General features: G+C 73.9%; 18 protein-coding genes and 2 pseudogenes. 17 read left to right on the top strand and 3 right to left on the bottom strand.

Going from position 1 to position 22,183, the window contains the following annotated elements:
* The first annotated feature begins 59 nt into the window (after window positions 1–59).
* From ACYP53_RS02490 to ACYP53_RS02425, 14 genes and pseudogenes are all read left to right on the top strand, one after another.
* The gene (locus tag ACYP53_RS02490; protein ID WP_459646534.1) at window positions 60–830 is read left to right on the top strand and encodes an SDR family oxidoreductase; all 771 of its coding nucleotides are present in this window, start codon (window positions 60–62) and stop codon (window positions 828–830) included.
* Window positions 831–889: 59 nt separating this feature from the next.
* Window positions 890–1,126, top strand: a complete 237-nt coding sequence (locus tag ACYP53_RS02485) for an RNA polymerase subunit sigma-70 (protein WP_189922329.1) — start codon at window positions 890–892, stop codon at window positions 1,124–1,126.
* A 3-nt stretch (window positions 1,127–1,129) separates the two neighbouring features.
* A pseudogene (locus tag ACYP53_RS02480) lies at window positions 1,130–1,235 on the top strand (Clp protease N-terminal domain-containing protein); the annotation flags it as partial.
* Window positions 1,211–1,702, top strand: a complete 492-nt coding sequence (locus ACYP53_RS02475; RefSeq protein WP_459647945.1) for a Clp protease N-terminal domain-containing protein — start codon at window positions 1,211–1,213, stop codon at window positions 1,700–1,702. The pseudogene ACYP53_RS02480 and the gene ACYP53_RS02475, both read left to right, overlap by 25 nt.
* Before the next feature lie 409 nt (window positions 1,703–2,111).
* Complete coding sequence (locus ACYP53_RS02470) at window positions 2,112–3,896, top strand: sensor histidine kinase (protein ID WP_459646533.1); 1,785 nt, start codon at window positions 2,112–2,114, stop codon at window positions 3,894–3,896.
* Window positions 3,896–4,300: pseudogene (locus tag ACYP53_RS02465) on the top strand (roadblock/LC7 domain-containing protein); the annotation flags it as partial. The gene ACYP53_RS02470 and the pseudogene ACYP53_RS02465, both read left to right, overlap by 1 nt.
* Window positions 4,301–4,404: 104 nt before the next feature.
* Complete coding sequence (locus tag ACYP53_RS02460; RefSeq protein WP_189922335.1) at window positions 4,405–4,773, top strand: DUF742 domain-containing protein; 369 nt, start codon at window positions 4,405–4,407, stop codon at window positions 4,771–4,773.
* Window positions 4,754–5,524 carry a GTP-binding protein gene (locus tag ACYP53_RS02455; protein WP_459646532.1) on the top strand — a complete coding sequence of 257 codons (771 nt, stop codon included), beginning with the start codon at window positions 4,754–4,756 and terminating at the stop codon, window positions 5,522–5,524. The genes ACYP53_RS02460 and ACYP53_RS02455 overlap by 20 nt, the downstream gene beginning before the upstream one ends.
* Window positions 5,521–6,765: a cytochrome P450 gene (locus ACYP53_RS02450; protein ID WP_459646531.1), complete on the top strand. Its 1,245-nt coding sequence runs from the start codon at window positions 5,521–5,523 to the stop codon at window positions 6,763–6,765. Before ACYP53_RS02455 ends, ACYP53_RS02450 begins: the two co-directional genes overlap by 4 nt.
* A gap of 124 nt (window positions 6,766–6,889) precedes the next feature.
* Window positions 6,890–8,104, top strand: coding sequence for a cytochrome P450 family protein (locus ACYP53_RS02445; protein WP_189922341.1), 1,215 nt, complete (start codon window positions 6,890–6,892; stop codon window positions 8,102–8,104).
* 368 nt (window positions 8,105–8,472) lie between these two features.
* Complete coding sequence (locus ACYP53_RS02440; protein WP_459646530.1) at window positions 8,473–9,849, top strand: ABC transporter substrate-binding protein; 1,377 nt, start codon at window positions 8,473–8,475, stop codon at window positions 9,847–9,849.
* A gap of 197 nt (window positions 9,850–10,046) precedes the next feature.
* On the top strand, window positions 10,047–11,114 hold the full coding sequence (locus ACYP53_RS02435) for a carbohydrate ABC transporter permease (protein ID WP_459646529.1): 1,068 nt from the start codon (window positions 10,047–10,049) through the stop codon (window positions 11,112–11,114).
* Entirely contained in the window at window positions 11,111–12,142 is a 1,032-nt protein-coding gene (locus ACYP53_RS02430) for a carbohydrate ABC transporter permease (RefSeq protein WP_229929020.1), read from the top strand. The genes ACYP53_RS02435 and ACYP53_RS02430 overlap by 4 nt, the downstream gene beginning before the upstream one ends.
* 511 nt (window positions 12,143–12,653) lie before the next feature.
* Complete coding sequence (locus tag ACYP53_RS02425) at window positions 12,654–14,174, top strand: DUF4153 domain-containing protein (RefSeq protein WP_459646528.1); 1,521 nt, start codon at window positions 12,654–12,656, stop codon at window positions 14,172–14,174.
* Window positions 14,175–14,346: 172 nt separating this feature from the next.
* Here ACYP53_RS02425 and ACYP53_RS02420 read toward each other — a convergent pair whose 3' ends face one another.
* On the bottom strand, window positions 14,347–15,894 hold the full coding sequence (locus ACYP53_RS02420) for an MFS transporter (protein WP_373313874.1): 1,548 nt from the start codon (window positions 15,892–15,894) through the stop codon (window positions 14,347–14,349).
* 451 nt (window positions 15,895–16,345) lie between these two features.
* Between ACYP53_RS02420 and ACYP53_RS02415 the strand changes: the two genes are divergently transcribed.
* The 3 genes from ACYP53_RS02415 (at window position 16,346) to ACYP53_RS02405 (ending at window position 18,606) form a co-directional block, all read left to right on the top strand.
* Window positions 16,346–16,897 (top strand): TetR/AcrR family transcriptional regulator, encoded by a 552-nt coding sequence (locus ACYP53_RS02415; RefSeq protein WP_189922350.1) that lies wholly within the window; start codon window positions 16,346–16,348, stop codon window positions 16,895–16,897.
* Window positions 16,898–17,128: 231 nt separating this feature from the next.
* Window positions 17,129–17,827: a ribonuclease HII gene (locus ACYP53_RS02410; RefSeq protein ID WP_189922352.1), complete on the top strand. Its 699-nt coding sequence runs from the start codon at window positions 17,129–17,131 to the stop codon at window positions 17,825–17,827.
* A 101-nt stretch (window positions 17,828–17,928) separates the two neighbouring features.
* Window positions 17,929–18,606, top strand: coding sequence for a hypothetical protein (locus ACYP53_RS02405; protein ID WP_189922354.1), 678 nt, complete (start codon window positions 17,929–17,931; stop codon window positions 18,604–18,606).
* Between the two features lie 271 nt (window positions 18,607–18,877).
* On the opposite strand, the gene ACYP53_RS02400 is transcribed toward ACYP53_RS02405, so the two are convergent.
* On the bottom strand, window positions 18,878–19,582 hold the full coding sequence (locus tag ACYP53_RS02400; RefSeq protein ID WP_229929032.1) for a hypothetical protein: 705 nt from the start codon (window positions 19,580–19,582) through the stop codon (window positions 18,878–18,880).
* 378 nt (window positions 19,583–19,960) lie between these two features.
* The gene (locus ACYP53_RS02395; protein WP_189922356.1) at window positions 19,961–22,156 is read right to left on the bottom strand and encodes a RecQ family ATP-dependent DNA helicase; all 2,196 of its coding nucleotides are present in this window, start codon (window positions 22,154–22,156) and stop codon (window positions 19,961–19,963) included.
* Window positions 22,157–22,183: the final 27 nt, after the last annotated feature.

Raw genomic sequence — 22,183 nt, 5'->3', positions numbered from 1 at the left:
TCACGGATCGGGGCCGTGGTCGGTCTGTAGGGGGAAGGGCAGTCGACGGGAGGAGTGGCGTGGTGAACGGGACGGTGCTGGTGACCGGGGCGACGGGGACGTTGGGGCGGGAGGTGGTGCGGCTGCTGGTGGCGCGCGGGGTGGCGGTGCGGGGGTTGAGCCGGCGGGTGCGGGGCGGGGGTGACGGGGTCGAGTGGGTGGTCGGGGACCTGGTGACCGGGGCGGGGATCGCGGAGGCGATGGCCGGGGTCGAGGTGGTGGTGGACTGCGCGACCACGCAGAAGAAGGCGGACGTGGCCGGGGTGCGGACGCTGGTGGCGCGGGCGCGGGAGGCGGGGGTCCGGCACCTGGTGTACGTGTCGATCGTGGGGATCGACCGGGTGCCGATCGCGTACTACGGGGCGAAGCTGGCCTGTGAGTCGGTGGTGCGGGAGTCGGGGCTGGGGTGGTCGGTGCTGCGGGCCACGCAGTTCCACGACCTGTTGCTGAGGTTCTTCGACGCCGGGGTGCGGCTGCCGGTGTTCCCGGTGCTCGACGGGGTGCGGTTCCAGCCGGTGGACGTCCGGGAGGTGGCCGCGGCGGTGGCCGGGCTGGTGGGGGAGGAGCCCGTCGGGTTCGCGCCGGAGGTGGGCGGGCCGCAGGTGCGGTCGTACCGGGAGCTGGCCGGGGCGTACCTGCGGGCGGCGGGCAAGCGGCGGGTGCTGCTGCCGTTGTGGATTCCGGGGGCGGGGGGCCGGGGGCTGCGCGGGGGCGGGCTGTTGGCGCCGGGGCGAGCGGTGGGCCGGGGGACCTTCGAGGAGGCGCTGGAGCGGAGGTTCGGGCAGCGCTGACGCCGGGGTTTTGTCAACCGGGGTTGACATCGTCGTGGCTGTCAACCAAAGTTGACAGCATGAGCGAGAGCGGAGAACTCGCGGCCGCGGCGAGCAGTCGTGACCCTGCGGTGGGGCTCCGGTCGGTCCGCGCCCTGCGTGACCTGGCGGACCGGCTGGAGGCCCTGCAGGTGGGCAACGCCCGGTCGCAGGGCTGGTCCTGGCAGGACATCGCGGTCTGCCTCGGGGTGACCAGGCAAGCGGTGCACAAGAAGTACGCGAAGCGCGGCGCCGGTGGCGACCAGGACGGAGGTTGAGCGATGTTCGAGCGTTTCACCGAACGGGCCCGGCGGGTGGTGACCGGTGCGCAGCAGGAGGCGCGGGAACTGCGGCACGGCTACATCGGGACGGAGCACCTGCTGCTGGCGATCCTCGGCGTGCCGGAGGACCCGGCGGCCGCCGTCCTGGTCGAGGCGGGCCTGGACCACGAGACCGCGCGGCGGGCGGTGCGCCGACTGGTCGGGCCGGGGGACGACGCCGCCGCCCTGGCGGCGATCGGGGTCGACCTGGACGCGGTGCGGGAAGCGGTCGAGTCGGCGTTCGGGGAGGGGGCCCTGGACGTCCGGCCCGAGGAGGAGCCGAAGCGCCGGGGCTGGCTCCGCTCAGGCGGTTCCTCCGTCGGGCGCAGCCCGTTCACGGCCCGGGCGAAGAAGGCCCTGGAGCTGTCGCTGCGGGAGTCGCTGCGGCTGAAGTCGGGGGAGATCGGCGTGGGGCACCTGCTGCTGGGTGTGCTCCGGGAGGGGGAGGGGGAGGGGCCGGCGGTGCGGGTGCTCCTCGATCACGGGCTGGACCCGGGGGCCGTCCGGCGGGCGGTCGAGCGGACGCTGGGCTGAACCGTTCGGGCGTGAACGTTCGGGCACGAGGATTCGGCCGTGAACGTTCGGGCACGAGGATTCGGCCGTGAACCGATGGCACGACGGTTCGGCTGTGAACCGTCGGGTGTGGCCCATCGGCTGTGAACGTGCGGGTGTGAACCCGGCCACTCGGCGGTGCGGCGGTTGCGTCGCCAATCGGTGTACGGGACGTGGATGAAGGAGACTGCCCGTCAACTGGCCACTTGAGGCCAATGTCTGAATCGATATGATCGGCCGAAAGCGTGAACCGATCAGCCGCCCGGAGACGTTTCGTCGCGTCCCCGGGCGGTCTGGCATGCGCCCGACCAGCTGTCGGCGGTCGCGAGAGTCGCCGACCCGCCGCCGTGCCGCCGCCCGCCGCCCGCCGACGTTGCCGAGGACCGCACCGATGAGAGAAGCCACCAGCCCCGACGGCCGGCCGAGCCGACGGCCCGCGCCGCGCACCGTCGCCCTGACGGCGGCCGCCGTCCTGCTGGCACTGGCCGCCGCACCGGTCGGTGTCAGCCGGGCCCTGGACGCGAACCAGCCGCTCACCGCCCTCGCCGTGGGCGCCGTCGCCGTCCTCTGGCTGATCGCCGTCGGTCTGGCGGCGATCGGCGCCGAGCGCTCCCGCCGGCTCGCCGAGGAGGTGGCGGAGAAGCACGAGGAGGCGATGACGGCGCTCGTCGTCGCGGGCTCCGCCCGGCAGTCCGAGGCAGCGGCCAGGGGACGGGCCGGCGCGGCCGAGGCCGAGCGGGACGCCGCCCGCGCCGAGCTGGCCCGGGCCGAGGCGGACGTCGCCACGGTGCGGGCCGAGCTGGCCGGGGTGCGGGCCGAGCTGGACGCCGAGCGGGCCGGCCTGGAGGCGGAGCGGGCGCGGGCCGAGGCGGAGCGCGCCGAGCTGGACCTGATCGCCGAGGGGGTCCTGCCCGAGGTGGTGGAGAGGCTGCGCGCGGGCGCGGCCGTGGACAGCGCGCTGGCCGCCCACCGCAAGCACCCCCAGTACGCGCTGCTGCGGGCCGTCGGCGAGGAGATCGGCCGCGGCGAGCGGCTGCGGGCCGCCGCGCTCGCGGTGTGCGCGACGGCCGCCGGGCGGGTCCAGGCGCTGGCCACGAGCATGCACGCGGAGCTGCGCGAGATGCAGCACCGGCACGACGAGGAGGTCCTCGGCGACCTGCTGAGCCTGGACCACTCGACCGCCCAGGCGGGCCGGATGGCGGACAGCATCGCGGTGCTCACCGGTGCCCGCTCGGGCCGCCGTTGGGCGAAGCCGATCGCGGTGGAGTCGGTGCTGCGCGGTGCGCTCGGCCGGATCGGCGCCTACCAGCGGGTGCGGCTGCACAACGCCAGCTCCGCCGCGGTCGCCGGGTACGCCGCCGAGGGCGTCATGCACGCGCTGGCCGAGCTGCTGGACAACGCCACCAACTTCTCGGCCCCGCCGGCCGAGGTGCACGTCTACGTCGAGGAGGTGCCCGCCGGGCTGGCGGTCACCGTCGAGGACAGCGGCCTCGGCCTGGGCGACAGCTGGCTCCGCCGGGCCGAACGGGCGGTCTCCGCCGAGCCGCTGGACCTGACCACGCTCTCCGCCGGTACCCGGCTGGGCCTCGCGGTGGTCGGCATGCTGGCGCGCAAGCACGGGCTGCAGATCTCCTTCCGGCCGTCGGCGCGCGGCGGTACCGGGGTGGTGATGCTGATCCCGCAGCAGCTGATCACGCACCAGGCTCCGGCGCCCGCCCCGGTGTCCGTTCCCGTGTCCGGCCCGGCGTCCGCCCGGACGAAGGCGCCGGTCGTGGAGTCCGCGCGCCCCGTGCTCACCCCCGCCCGCCCGGCTCCCGCGCCCCTGCCGCCGGCGCCCGCCGCACCGACCGCGCTCACCGCCCCGGCCGCGCTCGCCGCCCCGCCCGTACCCGCCCCCCTCGCCGCGGCCCCCCTGCCGCCCGCGCCCGCCCGGATGACCGACAGCGGCCTGCCGCAGCGCCGGCGCGGGCAGACGCTGGCCACCACCCCGGCGGCGGACCGGACCGCGAAGCCCGTACGGGCCGACGCGGCGACCGCCGCCGCCCGGTTCGGCGCGTTCCGGCGGGCAGCCGCCCGTCCGGTGGAGGGCGAGCAGCGCTCCACCGGGATCCCGACGCCGACCACGGACCCCGACACCACGCCCGACGCTTCCCCCGTCACCGAGAAGGACACCTGATGAGCAGCGCCCCCGATCGCGACCTCGACTGGCTGCTGGAAAACCTGCTGGCGGCAACCCCCGGCACCCGGCACGCCCTGGTTCTCTCCGCCGACGGCCTCAAGCTCTGCCACACGGCCGGGCTGAGCACCGACCAGGCCGACCAGCTGGCGGCGATCGCCTCCGGTCTGCAGAGCCTGGCGCACGGCGCCTCGATCGAGTTCGGCGACGGCAGCGGCGGCGTCCGGCAGTCGATGACCGAGTTCCACGGCGGCATCCTGTGCATCGTGGCGGCGGGCGAGGGCGCGCACCTCGCGGTGGTCACGGACGACGAGGCGGACGTCGGCGTGGTCGGCCACAACATGCACGGCCTGATCGAGCAGATCGGCGTCCACCTCAGCGCGCCGGCCCGCGACACGGCGGGCGGTCCGGTGGACGGCTCGGCGGGCGGACCGGAGGACGGGGCCGCGGCCGGAGCCCCGGACGGCGCCGCCGACCCGAGCGCCGCCACACAGGAGGGCGCGGGGATATGACCGACGGGCCGGTGCTGCCGGGCCGCGACGACGACCCGGACCGCCTCTACACCATCACCAAGGGCCGAAGCCGCTCCCCCGAGAACGCCTTCGACCTGGTCACCCTGATCGTCGCCGAACGGCAGCCGGCGTCGGGGATGCAGTCGGAGCACGTCCGGATCCTGCGGATGTGCGAGGCCCCGACCGCCGTCGTGGAGGTGGCGGCGGAGCTGGCGCTGCCGATCTCGGTGGTGAAGATCCTGCTCGGCGACCTGCTGGAGTCCGGGGCGGTCACCGCCCGCCACCCCAGGTTCGCGCCGAACAAGGCCCGGCTGCCCGACCTCGACACGCTGAAGCAGGTGCTGCATGGCCTCCAACGGCTCTGACGTCCGGCCCGCCGCCCCGCGGACCCCGCTGCGGGCGACCGCCGACAACGCGCTGAAGATCGTCGTGGTCGGCGGCTTCGGCGTGGGCAAGACCACGCTGGTCGGCTCGGTCAGCGAGATCCGCCCGCTGAACACCGAAGAGGTGATGACCCGGGCGGGGGAGGGCATCGACCCGGCCGGTGACTGGGGCAAGCGCTCCACCACGGTCGCCTTCGACTTCGGCCGGATCACCCTCTCCGCGCGCCAGGTGCTGTACCTGTTCGGCGCGCCCGGACAGGAGCGCTTCTGGTTCCTCTGGGACCGGCTGTTCAGCGGCGCCCTGGGCGCGGTCGTCCTGGTGGACACCCGGCGGCTGGAGGAGTCCTGGTACGCGATCGACCGGCTGGAGCACCACGGCACCCCGTTCATCGTGGCCCGCAACAACTTCGGCGAGCCGACCCACACCCTGGAGCAGGTCCGCGAGGCGCTGGACCTGCCGGCCGAGGTGCCGCTGGTGGACTGCGACGCGCGTGACCGCGAGTCCGGCAAGCGGGTGCTGATCGAACTGGTCCACCACCTGGCGGCCCTGGCCGGGGCCGACGAGGCCGACCTGGCCGGGATCGACGAGGCCGTCTTTGCCGGGGCCGACGAGACCGCCGGGGCCGACGAGACCGCCCGGGCCGGGACCGACGAGGCCGACCTGGCCGGGACCGACGAGGCCGTCGCTCCGGCAGCGGCCCCCACCGCGATGTACGAGGAGAGCACCCCGTGACCGAGCCCGCCGCCACCCCGCCCCCGGGCTGCCCGGCGCACGCCGGCGCCACGCCGCTGTACGGGCCGCGCTTCCAGACCGACCCGGCCCAGCTCTACCGCGAGCTGCGTGCCGCGCACGGCCCGGTCGCCCCGGTCGAGCTGGCCGGCGGCGTGCCCGCGTGGCTGGTCATCGGCTACCGCGAGCTGCAGCTGGTCACCGGGCAGCCGCAGTTGTTCGGCCGGGACTCCAGCCGCTGGCACGCCTGGGAGACGCTGCCCGCCGACTGGCCGCTGAAGCCGATGATGGCGCCGGTGCCCTCGATCCTGTACGCCGAGGGCGAGGAGCACGTGCGGCGTTCGCGCGCGGTCACCGACGCGCTGGCCGGGATCGACCCGTACGAGCTGCGCAAGCACTCCGAGGAGATCGCCGACCAGCTGATCGACGAGTTCGCCGGGCGCGGCGAGGCGGACCTGGTCGCCGAGTACGCGCACCGGATGCCGCTGCTGGTGCTGTGCCGGGTGTTCGGCCTGGACGAGGAGCAGGCGCCGCAGCTGATCGCGGCGCTGCTGGCGATGCTGGACGGCGGCCCGGACGCGCCGGCCGGCGCACAGCGGCTGCTGGAGCTGATGCTCGCGCTGGTCGAGGAGAAGGCCGAGTACCCGGGCGCCGACGTGGCCTCGCGGATGCTGGAGCACGAGGCGGGGCTGACCCACGACGAGGTGATGCGCGACCTGCGGGTGCTGCTGATCGCCGGCCACCAGCCCTCCTCGTACTGGATCTCCAACGCGCTGCGGCTGATGCTCACCGACGAGCGGTTCGCCGCCTCGCTGGCGGGCGGCCGCCGCAGCATCAGCCAGGCGCTCAACGAGGCGCTCTGGGAGGACACCCCGACGCAGATCTTCGCCGGGCGCTGGGCGGTCCGGGACACCCAGCTGGGCGGTCAGCGGATCGGCGCGGGCGACATGGTGCTGCTGGGCTTCGCCGGGGCCAACGCGGACCCGTCGGTCCGGCAGCCCGACGGCCGCCCGGCCGAGGGCAACCGGGCGCACATGAGCTACTCGTACGGCGAGCACGGCTGCCCGTTCCCGGCGCAGGAGGCGGCCGAGGTGATCGCGACCACCGCGATCGAGGTGCTGCTGGACCGGCTGCCGGACCTGCGGCTGGCGGTGGCGGAGCACGCGCTGGTGTGGCGGCCGTCGGCCTGGGTGCGCGGGCTGGTGGCGCTGCCGGTCTCGTTCACCCCGGGCCACCAGGCCTGATCCGTCGACGTTCGTCGCCGTTCGCCGACACCCGTCGCCGTTCGCCGACACCCGTCGCTGTCCGTCGACACCCGGCCCGATCGGCCGGGACCCGTCGACGCCCGTCGTCCGAAAGAGAGTTGCGATGACTGCTGCCCCGGCCCCGATCGTCCTCGACCCGCTGGCCCGTGACAACGCGGCCGAGGGCGCCCTGCTGCGGGCCGCCGGCCCGGTGGTGCCGATCGAGCTGCCCGGTGGCGTGGCCGCCTGGGCGGTGACGCAGCACGCGGCGGCCCGCGAGCTGCTGACGGACGCCCGGGTGGTGAAGGACGCCGCGCACTGGGGGGCCTACCAGCGCGGCGAGGTGCCGAAGACCTGGCCGCTGATCGGCCTGGCGGTGCCCGGCCCGAGCATGGTGACCACGGACGGCGCCGAGCACCGCCGGCTGCGGGCGCTGGTCGCGCACGCCTTCACCCCGCGCCGGGTGGAGCTGATGCGTCCGCGCGTCGAGGAGATCACCCACGCGCTGCTGGACGCCCTGGCGGCGGGGGAGGCGGAGGTCGACCTGAAGACGGCCTTCGCCTTCCCGCTGCCGATGACGGTGATCTGCTCGCTGCTGGGCGTGCCGGAGTCGGAGCACGGCGTGCTGCGCGACCTGTACGAGCGGTTCTTCGGCGTCAAGCCGGACCCGGCGGGCATCCAGGCGACCATCGCCGGGCTGAACGCCTTCGTCAACGACCTGGTGGCGCAGCGCCGTTCGGCCCCCGGGGAGGACCTGGCGAGCGTGCTGCTGGCGGCCGACACCGAGGGCGGGGCGCTGACCGACGCGGAGGCGGCGGCCACCCTGCGGGTGATCATCGCGGCCGGTCACGAGACCACGGTGAACCTGATCGGCAACGCGGTGCGGGCGCTGCTGGCGCACCCGGAGCAGCTGGAACTGGTGCGCGCGGGGAAGGTGTCCTGGGACGCGGTGGTGGAGGAGTCGCTCCGCTGGACCCCGCCGACCAGCAACTTCCTGTTCCGCTTCACCGCCGAGGACGTCGCGGTGGGCGACGTGGTGATCCCGGCGGGCGAGCCGGTGCTGGTGTCGTACAACGCGATCGGCCGCGACCCCTTGCAGCACGGGGTGACGGCGGAGCTGTTCGACATCACCCGGGACCCGAGCCGCCACCTGTCCTTCGGCCACGGCCCGCACGTCTGCCCGGGCTCGCCGCTGGCCCGGCTGGAGGCGGCGATCGCGCTGCCGGCGCTGTTCGAGCGGTTCCCGGACCTGTCGCTCGCGGTGCCGGACGCCGAGCTCCGGTCGAGCGGGTCGCTGGTGGTGAACAGCCTGCTGGAGCTGCCGATCCGGCTGTTCTGACGTGCTGGTCTGACGCGCCGGTGACGTGCTGTTGTGGCGCGCTGTCGTGACATGCTGTCGTGACATGTCGTTCTGACGTACCGTCACGACATGGGCCCCGTCCGGGTTTCCGGGCGGGGCCTTCGACTTCTGGTGGCGGCGGTTCGGAAAGCGCCTGGTCGCGGGTCACGGTCGGGACACCGGGTCGTGAAGGTCGAACGTGGACCTTGGCGGGGGGCTGCTGCTGCGTTAACGTCTTCGATCAGTCCGGCCCGCCCGCCGGTCGCCGCCCGTCAGCGGCCGTCCGCGATCCCTGCACGCCCGTCTCCGGTACAGCGCGATGTCGTTCAGCCACCGTCGGCAGCAATGCCCTGGCGAGGAGGACCGCATTGACTCCCAACCCGACCGCGCCGCATCCGAGGCACCGCCGCCGTCTGGCCGCCGTGGCGGCACTGGCGCTGACCGCGGCCTGCTCCAACAGCTCCGGCGGCTCGGGTGACGGCGGGGGCGGTGCGGCCCAGACGCTGTCCGGCGACTGCGCCAAGTACCAGCCGTACGCCGGGCATTCGGGCACGACCGTGACGATGTTCGCCTCCATCCTGAGCCCGGAGTCGGACAACCTGGAGAAGTCCTGGTCCGAGTTCAGCAAGTGCACCGGGATCAAGATCAGTTACGAGGGGTCGAACGACTTCGAGTCGCAGCTCCCGGTCCGGGTGGCCGGCGGCAACGCCCCGGACTTCGCGATCATCCCGCAACCGGGCCTGCTGGCGCAGATGGTGAAGAGCGGCAAGGTGGTCAAGCCGCCCGCCCAGACGGTCGCCAACCAGGACAAGTGGAGCCCGATCTGGAAGACCTACGGCTCGGTCAACGGCACCTTCTACGCGGCCCCGATGAGCGCCAACATGAAGTCGCTGGTCTGGTACTCGCCGAAGGCCTTCACCGCGGCCGGCTACGAGACGCCGAAGACCTGGGCGGACCTCATGGCGCTCAGTGACCGGATCGCGAAGGCGGGCGGCGCCAAGCCCTGGTGCGGCGGCATCGCCTCCGGTACGGCCACCGGCTGGCCGGCCACCGACTGGCTGGAGGAGGTGGTGCTGGGCAGCTACGGCGGTGAGGTGTACGACCAGTGGGTCGGCCACCAGGTGAAGTTCTCCGACGAGAAGATCACCACGGCGATGAAGACGGTCGCCGACTGGATGCAGAACCCGGCCTGGGTCAACGCGGGCTTCGGCGACGTGAAGTCGATCGCCACCACGACCTTCCAGGACGCCGGCACGCCGGTCCTGAGCGGCAAGTGCATGATGCTGCAGCAGGCCTCGTTCTACGAGGCGCAGTGGCCGAAGGGCACCAAGGTCGGCCCGGACGGGGACGTCTTCGCCTTCCACCTGCCCGCGGTGAACCCGTCCGTCGCCAACCCGGTCGAGGGCGGCGGCGAGTTCCTGGCCGCGTTCGCCGGCCGGCCCGAGGTGCAGGCGGTGCAGAACTACCTGTCCAGCTCGGACTGGGCGAGCAGCCGGGTGAAGACCGCGACCGGCTGGGTCTCGGCCAACCAGGGCGTGGACAAGAGCCTGTACACCGACCCGATCGACAAGCTGTCGGCCGAGGCGCTGACCGACCCGGCCGCCACCTTCCGCTTCGACGGCTCCGACCTGATGCCGGCCGCCGTCGGGTCCGGGCAGGAGTGGAAGTCGCTGACCGCCTGGTTCGCCGAGGGGCAGTCGATCCAGAAGACGGCCGCCGACATCGACGCCGCCTGGCCGCAGTAGCCGGGGGCCGGCGCCCGCCGCCCGGCGCCCGGTTCGTCGCCCGGCCCGTGTTGTTCGCGGGTGCGGACACGGGCGCGGGCGCGGGCACGGGCGGTGGGTGCGGGCACGGCGCACCGAGGACCACCTGTCGAGGGCGGTGCGGGGCCACCCACCCGCACCGCCCGCCCCTTCCCACCGACTCGAAGGGACACGCAGCCATGTCCGTATCCGGATCCGCGTCACCCGTCGCCGCGTTGGCCGGCGCCGCGTCACCCGTCGCCGCGCTGGCCGACGAGAGACTGGCGGGCGGCGCCTGGGGCGACGCGGCGGTCAAGTTCGGCAACACCTTCGGCGCCGTCGCCGGCTTCCTCGGCATCCTGCTGGTGGTCTTCCTGGTCGCCGGACGGGCCCGCGGCCGGCTGGCCCGCCCACTGGCCGTCGGGGTCTTCCTCGGCCCGGCGGTGCTGCTGCTGGCGGTCGGCCTGGTGGTGCCGCTGGTCCGCACGGTCTACCTGAGCCTGCAGAACGACGACGGCAGCCGGTTCGTCGGCGGCGAGAACTTCGGCTGGGCCCTCACCACCGACTCGGTCCAGGAGGTGCTGCTCAACACCCTGCTGTGGCTGGTGGTCGCCCCGCTGGTGGCGACCGGGCTGGGGCTGGTGCTGGCGCTGCTGGTGGACCGGATGCGCGGCCAGGCGGTGTACAAGTCGCTGATCTTCATGCCGATGGCGATCTCGCTGGTCGGCGCCTCGATCATCTTCAAGTTCGTCTACGAGTCGCGCGGGCCGGGGCAGCCGCAGATCGGCCTGCTCAGCCGACTCGCCGTCGCGGTGGGCTGGGACGACCCGCCGAACTGGCTGCTCTCCCAGCCGCTGAACACCTTCCTGCTGATGGCGGTGCTGGTCTGGGTGCAGACCGGCTTCGCGATGGTGGTGCTGTCGGCGGCGATCAAGGCGATCCCGGACGAGGTCGTGGAGGCGGCCCGGCTGGACGGCGCGAGCGGGCTGCGGCTGTTCTGGTACGTCACCGTGCCGATGATCCGTACGACGGTGATGGTGGTGCTGACCACCGTCATGATCATCACGCTGAAGGCCTTCGACATCGTCCGCACCATGACCGGCGGCAACTTCGGCACCCAGGTGCTGGCCAACGAGATGTACTCGCAGTCCTTCGTGCAGTTCAACACCGGGCGGGGCAGCGCCCTCGCGGTGATCCTCTTCCTCGCGGTGCTGCCGCTGGTGGCCTACAACATCGTCCAGCTGCGGAAGGAGCGTGAGGTGCGGTGACCTCGCTTCGGAAGGACTCCGTCCCGGAGGGTCCGGTGCCGGAGGACGGCGTACCGGAGGGCGCGGTACCGGGCCGACGTGTGCGCGGGCGCGGTGGCCGCGGTGGTCCCGGGGGCCCGGCGGGCGTCGGCGGTCCGGTCCGGAAGGCCTTCAGCAGTCCGCTGGCCTCGGTGTTCGTGATCGCGATGACGGTGCTCTGGACGATCCCCACCCTGGGCCTGCTGGTGACCTCGCTGCGGCCCAAGCAGGACGTGACCTCCAGCGGCTGGTGGACCGCCCTGCTCCACCCGGACTTCGGTCTCGGCAACTACCGTTCCGTGCTGTTCGAGGGAGGTTCCGGGGCTTCCACGGGCCTGCTGCCGTTCCTGGTGAACTCGCTGGCGATCAGCGTCCCGGCCACCGTCTTCCCGCTGGTGCTCGCGGCGATGGCGGCCTACGCGCTGGCCTGGGTGCGGTTCCGGGGGAGCGACGCGGTGTTCTTCACGGTGTTCGCGCTGCAGGTGGTGCCGCTCCAGATGGCGCTGATCCCGCTGCTGCGGCTGTTCGCCGGCGGCGCGCACCTGGGTTCGCTGACGCTGATCCCGGCGGTGGACCTGAAGGGCAGTTACGCGCCGGTCTGGCTGGCGCACACCATGTTCGCGATGCCGCTGGCGGTGTTCCTGCTGCACAACTTCATCGCCCAGCTGCCGCGCGACCTGATGGAGGCGGCGGTGGTGGACGGCGCCTCGCACTTCAAGATCTTCCGCTCGATCGTGCTGCCGCTGAGCGCCCCGGCGCTGGCCTCGTTCGCGATCTTCCAGTTCCTGTGGGTCTGGAACGACCTGCTGGTCGCGCTGACCTTCGCGGGGGGCACGCCGGAGGTGGCGCCGATGACGGTGCGCCTGGCGCAGCTGTCGGGCTCGCTCGGCGGGCGCTGGGAGCTGCTGACGGCCGGGGCGTTCCTGTCGATCATCGTGCCGCTGATCGTCTTCTTCAGCCTCCAGCGGTACTTCGTCCGGGGGCTGCTGGCCGGGTCGGTGAAGGGGTAGTCGATGGCGGGAGGGTTCTGAACGTGTTCAGAACCAACTTTTGAACCTGTTCAGAATGGTCTACAGTCGGCAGCGGAGGCGGCGCCCGTCGCGCCCGCCGGCGGACTGCCCCGAGGGCGGATTCCGCATGCCCGTTGACCACTGAGGGGGACTCATGTCCGCTCTGCCCGCGCCCGCCCCAGCCGATCCGCCACCCCTGCCCGGGGCGGCCGGCCCGCGCGGTCCCGGCGGTTCTGGTGGTGCCGGCGATGCTGATGGTGCTGGCGGTGTCGGTGGTGCGGCCTACGCGGAGGGGCCGGAGGGGTCGGGGGGACCGCTCGGCCCGGGTGGCCCTGAAGGTCCCGACGGGCCGTACCCCTCGTACGACCCGTACGACCCGTACGGTCCGTACGCCGCCTCGGATCCGTACGCCGCGTCGGGTCCGTACGACAGGTCGGGCTCCTACGGCGCGGCCGGTCCGTACGGTTCGTCGCGTCCGTACGGCGCGGCCGGTCCCCGGCGCTCGCCCGGCGTGCGCGTGGCGGTGGGGGAGAGCTGGCTGCGCCGCAGCGACCCCGAGCGCCGGGCGGCGGCCACGCCCCGGGTGATGCTGGCCGCCCTGCTCACCGGCCTGCTGACGGCCTGGCTGCTGTACGACGGCCTCGGGGTCAACCTGCTGGTCTGCGGTGTCGTCGTCGCCGTCGGGGCCGGTACCGCCGCCCGCACGGCAGGTCGCCGGATACGGCCCTGGACGGCCGTCTGGAGCGTGGCCGCCGTCGCCCTGCTCGTCGTCCCGGCCGTCTGGAACGCGGGCTGGCCGGCCGTGCTGGCGGCCGTGGGCGCGCTCGGCCTGGCCTCGCTGGCGCTGCACGGGGGGCGCCGTTGGCCGGGTGTGCTGCTCGCCCTGCCCGGCTTCCTGTGGCAGCCGGTGCCCGCGGTGGGCTGGGTCCGGGTCGGCCTGGAGGTGCGTTCGCTGCCCGGACGCGACCGGATCGTCCCGGTGCTCAAGGCGCTCGCGGTCGCCGCCGTCCTGCTGACCGTCTTCGGCCTGCTGTTCGCCAGCGCCGACGCCGGCATGGCCGACCTGATGGGCAACCTCAGCCCGGACCTCGACCTCGGCCGACTCCCGGCGCGCGCGGCGCTCTTCGTGCTCGGGACGGTGACCGCGCTGGGCTTCGCCCACATCGCGGCCGGCCCGCGCCGCTGGGACCGGACCGAGATCCGGCCGGGCCGGGAGCGGCGCCGGCTGGAGTGGGCGCTGCCGTTGGTCGCGCTGAACCTGATGTTCGGCGCCTTCACGGTGATCCAGGCCGTGGTGGTGCTCGGCGGCGCGGACGCCGTGCTGAGCAACACCGGGATGAGCCGCGCCGCGTACGCCCGGCAGGGCTTCTGGCAGCTGAGCGTGATCACCGTGCTGACCCTGGCCGTGGTGGCCGTCGCCAAGCGCTGGGCGCCGCGCACCACCGGCGCTGACCGGCGTCTGGCGAAGGTCCTGCTCGGGCTGCTCTGCGTGCTGGCGCTGGCCGTGGTCGCCGCGGCGCTCGGCCGGATGTGGTTCTACGTGGACGCCTCCGGGCTCACCCGGCTGCGGCTCTGGGTGCTCGTGGTCGAGGTCTGGCTGGGCGTCGTCTTCCTGCTGCTGATCGCCTCCGGGCTGACCGGCCGCACCGGCTGGCTGCCGCGCGTCGTCGTCCTCAGCGGGGTGCTCACCCTGGCGGTCTACGGACTGATGGGCCCGGACGCGATCATCGCGAACCAGAACGTCACCCGGTACGAGCGGGCGCTGAAGACCGACCCGGCCACCGCGACCATCGACCTGCGCAACGTCCGCACGCTCTCGGCGGACGCGGTGCCCGCCCTGGACCGCCTCCCCGAGCCTCAGCGCAGCTGCGCGATGCAACTGATCAACGAGGACCTGCGCGGGAAGGCGAAGCCCTGGTACGCGACCGACCTCGCGGCCGCCCGGGCCCGGCAGGTCCTGAAGGAGCGGCCGCTGCTGGTGCAGTCTCCGGCGGACGTCCGCTGGCTCTGCGACCTGACGGGGGCGCGGTAGGACGTCTGGGCGCGAGGGCGCCGGGCTGCCGGGGCGGCCCGTGGACAGCGGAAGGGCCGGCCGGGAGCGTGCTGCTCCCGGCCGGCCCTCGGCGCCGTTCTCCGGCGCCGTTCTCCGGCGTCGCTGTCCGGTGTCGTCGTCCGGCGTCGTTCTCCGGCGCCGTACTCCGGCGTCAGTGCATCGCGACGGCGGAGTCTCCGCTCGGCAGGTCGCCGGCCTTGGCCTTGATCGCGAAGACCGCGACCAGCAGCGCGACCGCCGCGAGCGCGGCACCCACGATGAAGCCGTGCGAAATGCCCTCGGTGAGCACGGTGTTGGCGGCGTCCGTGCCCGCCGGGAACTCGTGGTGCTGCTGGAGGTAGGCCAGCTGGTTCGGGCTCGCGCTCTGCATGAACTTCGGCATCTGCGTGGCGGCCTCGGCCGTGGCGTAGTGCGCGAAGACCGTGGTCAGGATCGACAGGCCGAGCGAACCACCGATCTGCTGCATCGAGTTGAGCAGGCCGGAGGCGGCGCCGGTCTCCTCGCCGGGGACGCCCGCGACCGCGAGCAGCATCACCGGGACGAAGATCAGGCCCATGCCGAAGCCGAAGACCACCGTGGGGCCGAGCACCCCGTCCAGGTAGCCGCTGTCCTTGCTCATCTGGGTGAGCCAGCTGAGGCCGACGGTGACCAGCAGCGCGCCGCCGGCCATGAACGGCTTCGGGCCGTACTTGGCCTGGAGGGTGGACGCGATCTGCGCGGCGATGATGATCGCGACGCTGATCGGCAGGAAGGACACGCCGGCCATCAGCGGGCTGTAGCCGAGCGGGCCCTGCACGAACAGCACCACGTAGAAGAAGATGCCGAACATGGCCGCGGCCAGGCAGAGCATCATCACCAGGCCGCCGGTGCGGTTGCGGTCGGCGAACAGGTGCATCGGGGTGATCGGCTGGTCGGTGCGGCTCTCGATCACGAGGAAGGCGGCCAGCAGGATCACGCCGGCGGCGAAGGAGCCGAGCGTGATGCTGTCCGACCAGCCGTCCGAGGCGGCCCGGATGAACCCGTAGACCAGGCCGACCAGGCCGAGCGTCGAGGTGAGCGCGCCGGGCAGGTCGAAGCGGCCCGGGTAGCGCTTGGACTCGGCGATGTAGCGCGGCGCGGCGACCGCGATCAGCACGGCGATCGGCACGTTGACGAAGAACACCCAGCGCCAGTTCAGGTACTCGGTGAGCAGACCGCCGGCCAGCAGGCCGATCGCGGCGCCCGAGCCGGCCACCGCCGAGAAGACGCCGAACGCCTTGTTGCGTTCCGGCCCCTCCTCGAAGTTGGTGGCGATCAGCGCGAAGGCCGTCGGCGAACAGATCGCGCCGCCGATGCCCTGGAGCGCGCGGGCGGCCAGCAGCAGGGTGCTGTCCTGGGCGAAACCGCCGAGCAGCGAGGCCAGGCCGAAGAGCAGGGTGCCGAAGATGAACACCCGGCGGCGGCCGAGGATGTCACCCGCACGACCACCGAGCAGCAGCAGCCCGCCGAAGGTCAGGGTGTAGGCGTTGATGACCCACGACAGGTCGGTGGTCGAGAAGCTCAGGGCGTCCTTGATGTGCGGCAACGCGATGTTCACGATGGTCGCGTCGAGCACCACCATGAGCTGGGTGGCCGCGATGACGGTCAGGGTGATGCCCTTGCCCCGCCCCTTCGTGGCCTTCGGTGGTGGGTTCTTGCTGAGCGTGTCGGAGATAGCCACGAATGTGCCCCCTGCTGGCTATGTGCTCGGTGCTGTGGACCCGGCGGACCCGCCGGACCCGCCGGTGTCCGGGCGCGGTGCTGCGCCCTTGCGCAGACCGGGAAGGAACGGGATCGTTCACTAATCTGGACGATAACCTGTGCTTGATTGTGAACGCAAGCGTTCCTTAAGGGTGGTGGCGATGGAACGGTTGGTGCGACGCCTGGTGGCGGACCGGTCCGGTCGGTCCGCGGGGCGGTCGACCGGCAGGGCGGCGGGTGCGGCGGCCCCACCTGCGGGGCCCGCGGGTGTTCCGGGCGTCCCCGGTGCCCCGGGCGTCCCCGGTGTTCCGGCTGTCTCGGTTGTGTCCGACGTCCCGGTGTCGGGGGGCCCGGGGGCCGAGTCGCCCCTCTGTCCGGTGCGGGCCGCCCATCAGGCCCTGACGCGGCCCGGGAGGCGCCGGGGGAAGGAGTTGGAGAACGCGATCTTCGAGGCCACGCTCGACCAGCTCACCTCCGGCGGATACGCGCGGCTGACCATGGAAGGGGTCGCCGGCGCGGCGCGGACCGGGAAGGCCGCGCTCTACCGGCGCTGGGCGTCCAAGGACGAACTCGTCATCGACGCCCTGGACGCCACTCTTCCACGCCCTTACGACACCCCCGACCTCGGGTCCGCCCATGACGAACTCCTGCAGCTCATCGGGGCGTTCACGACCGCGGTGACCTCCCGGGTGGGCGCCGCCCTCCACGCGCTGATGGCCGAGATCGACCAGGAGCAGGCCGAGGTCTTCAAGGGCTTCATCGAGGACCGGGTCATCGGGCCGACCACGGCGACCATCCTGGAGATCCTCCGCCGCGGCGCCGAGCGCGGGGACGTCCGGCCGGGCGCGGCCACCCCGCTGGTGGCCGACGTCATCCCGGCGATGCTGCTCTACCAGGCCAAGATCCGCGGATTCCAGGACCTGGGGCCGGACTTCGCGGCCAGGCTGGTGGACGAGGTCCTCCAGCCGATCATCCGCGCCTGAGGGCTCGGCGGGAGCCGGGGCTCGGCCTGGCCGGGCCGGGCCGGGCCAGGCCAGGCCAGGCCGGTGGTCGGGGCGAGGTCGGGGGCGCGGTCGTGGCCGTGGCGGGGTTGCGGGCGCGGGGCCTGGGCCAGGGCCGGGGCCGGGGACGGAGTTCGGGGGCGGGGACGGAGTTCGGGTGCGGGTGTGGGGCGGGCTTAGGCTGGAGGCCGCCCCAGCTGAACGGAAGCCGCCATGCCCATCGTCCCTCCGACGCACTCCGTCGAACGCTCGCTCCGCCGGGCCGGCGCCAAGATCGTCGTCGGCCTGGACGAGGTGGGGCGCGGCGCCTGGGCCGGACCGGTCACCGTGGGTGCGGCCGTCACCGGCCTGCGCAAGGCGCCGGACGGGCTGACCGACTCCAAGCTGCTCACCGAACTGCGCCGCCAGTCGCTCGCCCCGGTCCTCGCCGACTGGGTCAGCGCGTACGCCCTCGGGCAGGCCTCGCCGCAGGAGTGCGACGAACTCGGCATGACGGCGGCGCTGCGACTGGCCGCCGTCCGCGCGCTGGAGGCGCTGCCGGTCGAGCCCGACGCGGTGATCCTGGACGGCAAGCACGACTACCTGGGCGGCCCCTGGCGGGTGCGCACGGTGATCAAGGGCGACCAGTCCTGCATCTGCGTCGCCGCCGCCTCGGTGCTCGCCAAGGTCCACCGCGACGGCCTGATGGCCGAACTGGGCGAATCGTGCCCGGAGTACGGCTTCGCCGCCAACGCAGGCTACCCGTCCCCGGTGCACCGTGCGGCACTGGAGGAACTCGGCCCCACCGAACACCACCGGCTCTCCTGGGCGTACATGGACGGACTGCCGAAGTGGCGTCACCTCAAGCGTGTCCGGGAGGTCGTCGGCGCGGGTCACGCGTCCGCCGACGAACAGTTGACGCTCGGTTTCTGACGGTCCGTCTGGAATTGCCCCAGGTGGGGGTGGCGGCGTTCTGGTGCCCGAAGGGTGGGGCGCCCGTGCGCGTTCGACCGGCATTTGATAGATATCCGGGTATGCCTGTCTTCCCCGAGGAGCCGGAGATTCACGAGAGCCTCCCGGGCCCCGGCGTTCCCTTCCCCCGAGAGTCGGACGCACAAGCCCTCCGCGCGCCTGCCACCGGCGCGCCCGCCACCGCACCCACCACCGTCGCCGCCCCGGCCGCGGTGCCCGGCCCCCGGCCGGCGCCCCCGCGTCCGGCACCGCCGCGCGCCGCCAGGCCCGGTCCGCCCGGGCTGATCCCCAAGCCCGGTCCGGCGCCGCGCCGCCCGGCTCCCGCCGCCCCGAAGGCCGAGGTCCAGCGGATCGCCGCCACCCCGGCCCAGGCGGTGGAGCGCGCGGACGACGCCGTCGACCGGCTGCTGGACTCCGGCCGTGACCCGGGCGAGGTCCTCGTCCTCACGGTCGGCGAGGCGCACCCGTGGCAGCAGCACGAGCTGTCCTTCGGTGAGGAGCGCTACTGGGCGCAGCTCACCGACGGCGGGGACGTGTTCTACGCGGATGCCGCGTTGGACCGTCCGGTTCGCCGCGAGGTGGTCGTCCTGGTGGTCAACGGTGGAACGCCCGCCCGGGCCGCCAAGGCGTACGCCGAGGCGCTCGACCGGGCGACCGCCCTGCTGCTGGTCTGCGGCGACGCCGGCCCGGCGACCGCGGTGGCGACCGGAGCCGCGCCCGCGCGCCCGGTCAAGGCCTGACCCAGCCGTTCCCTCCCGTTTCGTTCCGGGCCCGGTGCCGTACGGTGCCGGGCCCGAAGTCCGTTCCCACGGTGGGCGGTTGTCGTCCTGAACTCGTCCGGTGCCGGTGCGAGTGTCGGAGCCGGTCCCGTGTCCGTCCCTCCGCCGTGCGGTCGAAACGCCGAGGCACAGGGCGCCGGGGCGGTCGGAGGGTCCGACCGTCGGCGCTCCCGCGGTGCGCGCCGCCTGCCGGGTGTCCGCGGGGTGTCCGCCGGGTGTCCGCCCGGCCGGGTCAGCGCGTGCCGGTGCGGCGGGTCGGCTCGGTCGTCGCGACCCGCGCGGGGATCCACGGAGGCTCGGACTGCGGGGAGCGCTGCGCCTCGCCGAGGTGCTCGGCCTGCTCCGCCGCCGGTCGGCGGGTGCGCTGGCCGCGCGGTACGTCGAGGGACGAGCGCGGCGGCAGCTCCGTCACGGTGTGCACCGGCCCGTCCGCCCATGACCCCGCGTGCGGGTTGCGCCCGTTGCGCCCGTCCCCGAGGACCTGCCAGCCCGCCGGGGTGAGTCCGATGTACGCCCCGCAGCGCATCCCGTGCAGTACGGACGCGTCCCGCAGTGCCCACATCCAGGCGCCGTCCTGTTCCGTCCAGCCGGGCGCGCCGTCGCGGCAGCGCACCAGGACGGCCGTGCGGGTCGGCTCGGGCAGTCGGAGGTCGTGCGGGACGACCCGGCGCAGGTGCGCCAGCAGGGCGTTCCGGTGCTGCCAGCCGTCGGTGTCGTGCGGCCAGGGGGTGAAGGATGCCGAGGCGGCGAGGCGGTGGAGCGCGTCCAGGACGGCGACCACGACGGTGCCCGGCTGGGGCAGGTGGCGCTGGTGCAGCTCCAGGACGAACTCGCGGGGGTCGCGCAGCAACGGGATCCCCGAGGCGGCCCAGGCCTCCAGGTCCAGCACCCGTCTGGGTACCGAGCTCCCGGAGAGGGGATGCTGACCTCGGTCGATGCCGTTGATCACGATCCTCCTTCCTGACCCGTGGGAAGACGGGTGCCCGGGTACGCCGAAAGGTGGGTCCGGCGGACCGAGTTTCGGGTACCCCCCAATTCTCGGGGCATCGGGGCCGGAGCGGCAACGATGAAATGATGAACGCCACCCGATAGCCCATGGTCTGCCGGATATGTTCCACCGTGGCCCGGGTGCCGCCGGGGTGCTGCCGGGCCTTGATCCACAACGCCCGAAGTGCGAGGTGAGCCGTCGTCGGCACGGTGACCACTCCTTTCCGGGGTCCGTCGGCCGGTGTGATCGAAATCGCTCCGCTTGATCCTTTCTGTTAGGCCATTCGAGTGAAGGCCGTTGGGCTCTCCACGGCCTTCTGCCGTTCTGTCACCCCTGCACCGCCAGTACCAGAGGCAACACCGCACTCGCCCCGGCCCGGCGCAGCAGCCGGGCGGCCACGGTGACCGTCCAGCCCGAGTCGACGAGGTCGTCCACCAGCAGCACCGGTCCGGCGGCGGCCGCCACCGCCTGCTCCACCTCCGGCGGCAGGACCAAGGCCCCGGCCAGTGAGTGCAGCCGCTGGGCGCTGTTGCTGCGGGCCCCGTGCGGCGGGAGTCCGCCCGCGTACTCGATCCGGCCGAGCAGCGGCAGCCGTCCGATCTCGGCGATCCGCGCGCCGAGGCTGCCGACCAGCTGGGGCCGGGACGAGGAGGCCATGGTCACCACGCCGACCGGCCGCGCCAGCCGGGAGCCCTCCGTCGTCTCGGGCCCGGCCCAGCCGCCCGGCCCGCGCGCCCAGTCGGCGAGCACCGCCACCAGCGCGTCCACCGCCTCGCCGGGCACCGGCACGTCCGGCGCCTGGTCGGCGAGCAGGGTGCGCAGCCGGTTGCCCCACCCGATGTCGGACAGCCGGCCGAGTGCCCGGCCGGACTCGGCCTGCTCGCCCGCCGGGATCCGGCCCTTGAGCGGCACCCCGAGCGCGTCCATCCCGGTCGGCCAGAGCCGGCGCGGCTCGAAGCTCACGCCCGGGCGGCCGAGCGCGGCGCGGGCGGCGGCCAGCGTCTCGGCGGTGACGTCCGGGGTGTGCAGCGGCCCCGCGCAGTTGTCGCACCGCCCGCACGGCGCGGCCTGCTCGTCGTCCAGCTGGCGGCGCAGGAACTCCATCCGGCAGCCGGTGGCCGCCGCATAGTCGCGCATCGCCCGCTGTTCCGCCTCTCGGGAGGCGGCGACCTTGGCGTAGCGGGCGGTGTCGTACGCCCAGCTCTGGCCGGTGGCCGTCCAGCCGCCCTTGACCCGGCGGACGGCGCCGTCCACGTCCAGCACCTTGAGCATGGTCTCCAGCCGGGCCCTGCGGAGGTCCACCCGGGGCTCCAGCGCGGCGGTGGAGAGCGGGCGGCCGGCCTCGGCCAGCGCGTCGATGGTGCGGCGCACCTGCTCCTCCGGCGGGAAGGCCAGCGAGGCGAAGTAGCGCCAGATCGCCTCGTCCTCGCGACCGGGCAGCAGCAGCACCTCGGCCCGGTCCACGCCGCGCCCGGCCCGGCCGACCTGCTGGTAGTAGGCGATCGGCGAGCTGGGCGAGCCGAGGTGCACGACGAAGCCGAGGTCGGGCTTGTCGAAGCCCATGCCGAGCGCGGAGGTGGCGACCAGCGCCTTGACCCGGTTGGCCAGCAGGTCGGCCTCGGCGGTGCGGCGCTCGGCGTCCTCGGTGCGGCCGGAGTAGGAGGCCACCGGGAAGCCGCGCTCGCGCAGGAAGGCCGTCACCTCCTCGGCCGCGGCCACCGTCAGGGTGTAGACGATGCCCGAGCCGGGGAGCCGGTCGAGGTGGTCGGCCAGCCAGGCGAGCCGGTGTGCCGGGTCGGGCAGGGCCAGCACGCCCAGGGTGAGGCTCTCCCGGTCGAGCGGCCCGCGCAGCACCAGGGCGCGCTCGTCGGAGGTGCCGGTGCCGAGCTGCTCGGCGACGTCCGCGGTGACCCGGGCGTTGGCGGTGGCGGTGGTGGCCAGCACCGGGACGCCGGGCGGCAGGTCCGCGAGCATGGTGCGCAGCCGGCGGTAGTCGGGGCGGAAGTCGTGGCCCCAGTCCGAGATGCAGTGGGCCTCGTCGACCACCAGGAGGCCGGTGGAGGCGGCGAGCTTGGGCAGCACCTGGTCGCGGAAGTCCGGGTTGTTCAGCCGCTCGGGGCTGACCAGCAGGACGTCGACCTTGCCGGCGGCGACCTCGGCCTGGACCTCGTCCCACTCGTCGGTGTTGGCCGAGTTGATGGTGCGGGCGTGGATGCCGGCCCGGGCCGCCGAGTCGACCTGGTTGCGCATCAGGGCCAGCAGCGGCGAGACGATCACCGTCGGCCCGGCTCCGCGGGCCCGGAGCAGGGCGGTGGCGATGAAGTAGACCGCGGACTTCCCCCAGCCGGTGCGCTGGACGACCAGGGCGCGGCGGTGGTCGACCACGAGGGCTTCGATGGCCGTCCACTGGTCCTCGCGCAGGGCGGCGCCGGGGCCGGCGAGCTCGCGCAGGACGGCCTCGGCCCGGGCTCGGACCTCGGCGCGGTCGGCGGGGGCGGTGGTGTGGGTGTCGGGCTGCTGCATGGCGTCCATGTAACCCCGTGCCGCCGA

It is taken from the genome of Kitasatospora sp. Ki12 (genome assembly GCF_054601375.1).
Note: the sequence above shows the minus strand (reverse complement) of the source record. Positions and strands in the feature narration are given on the sequence as shown.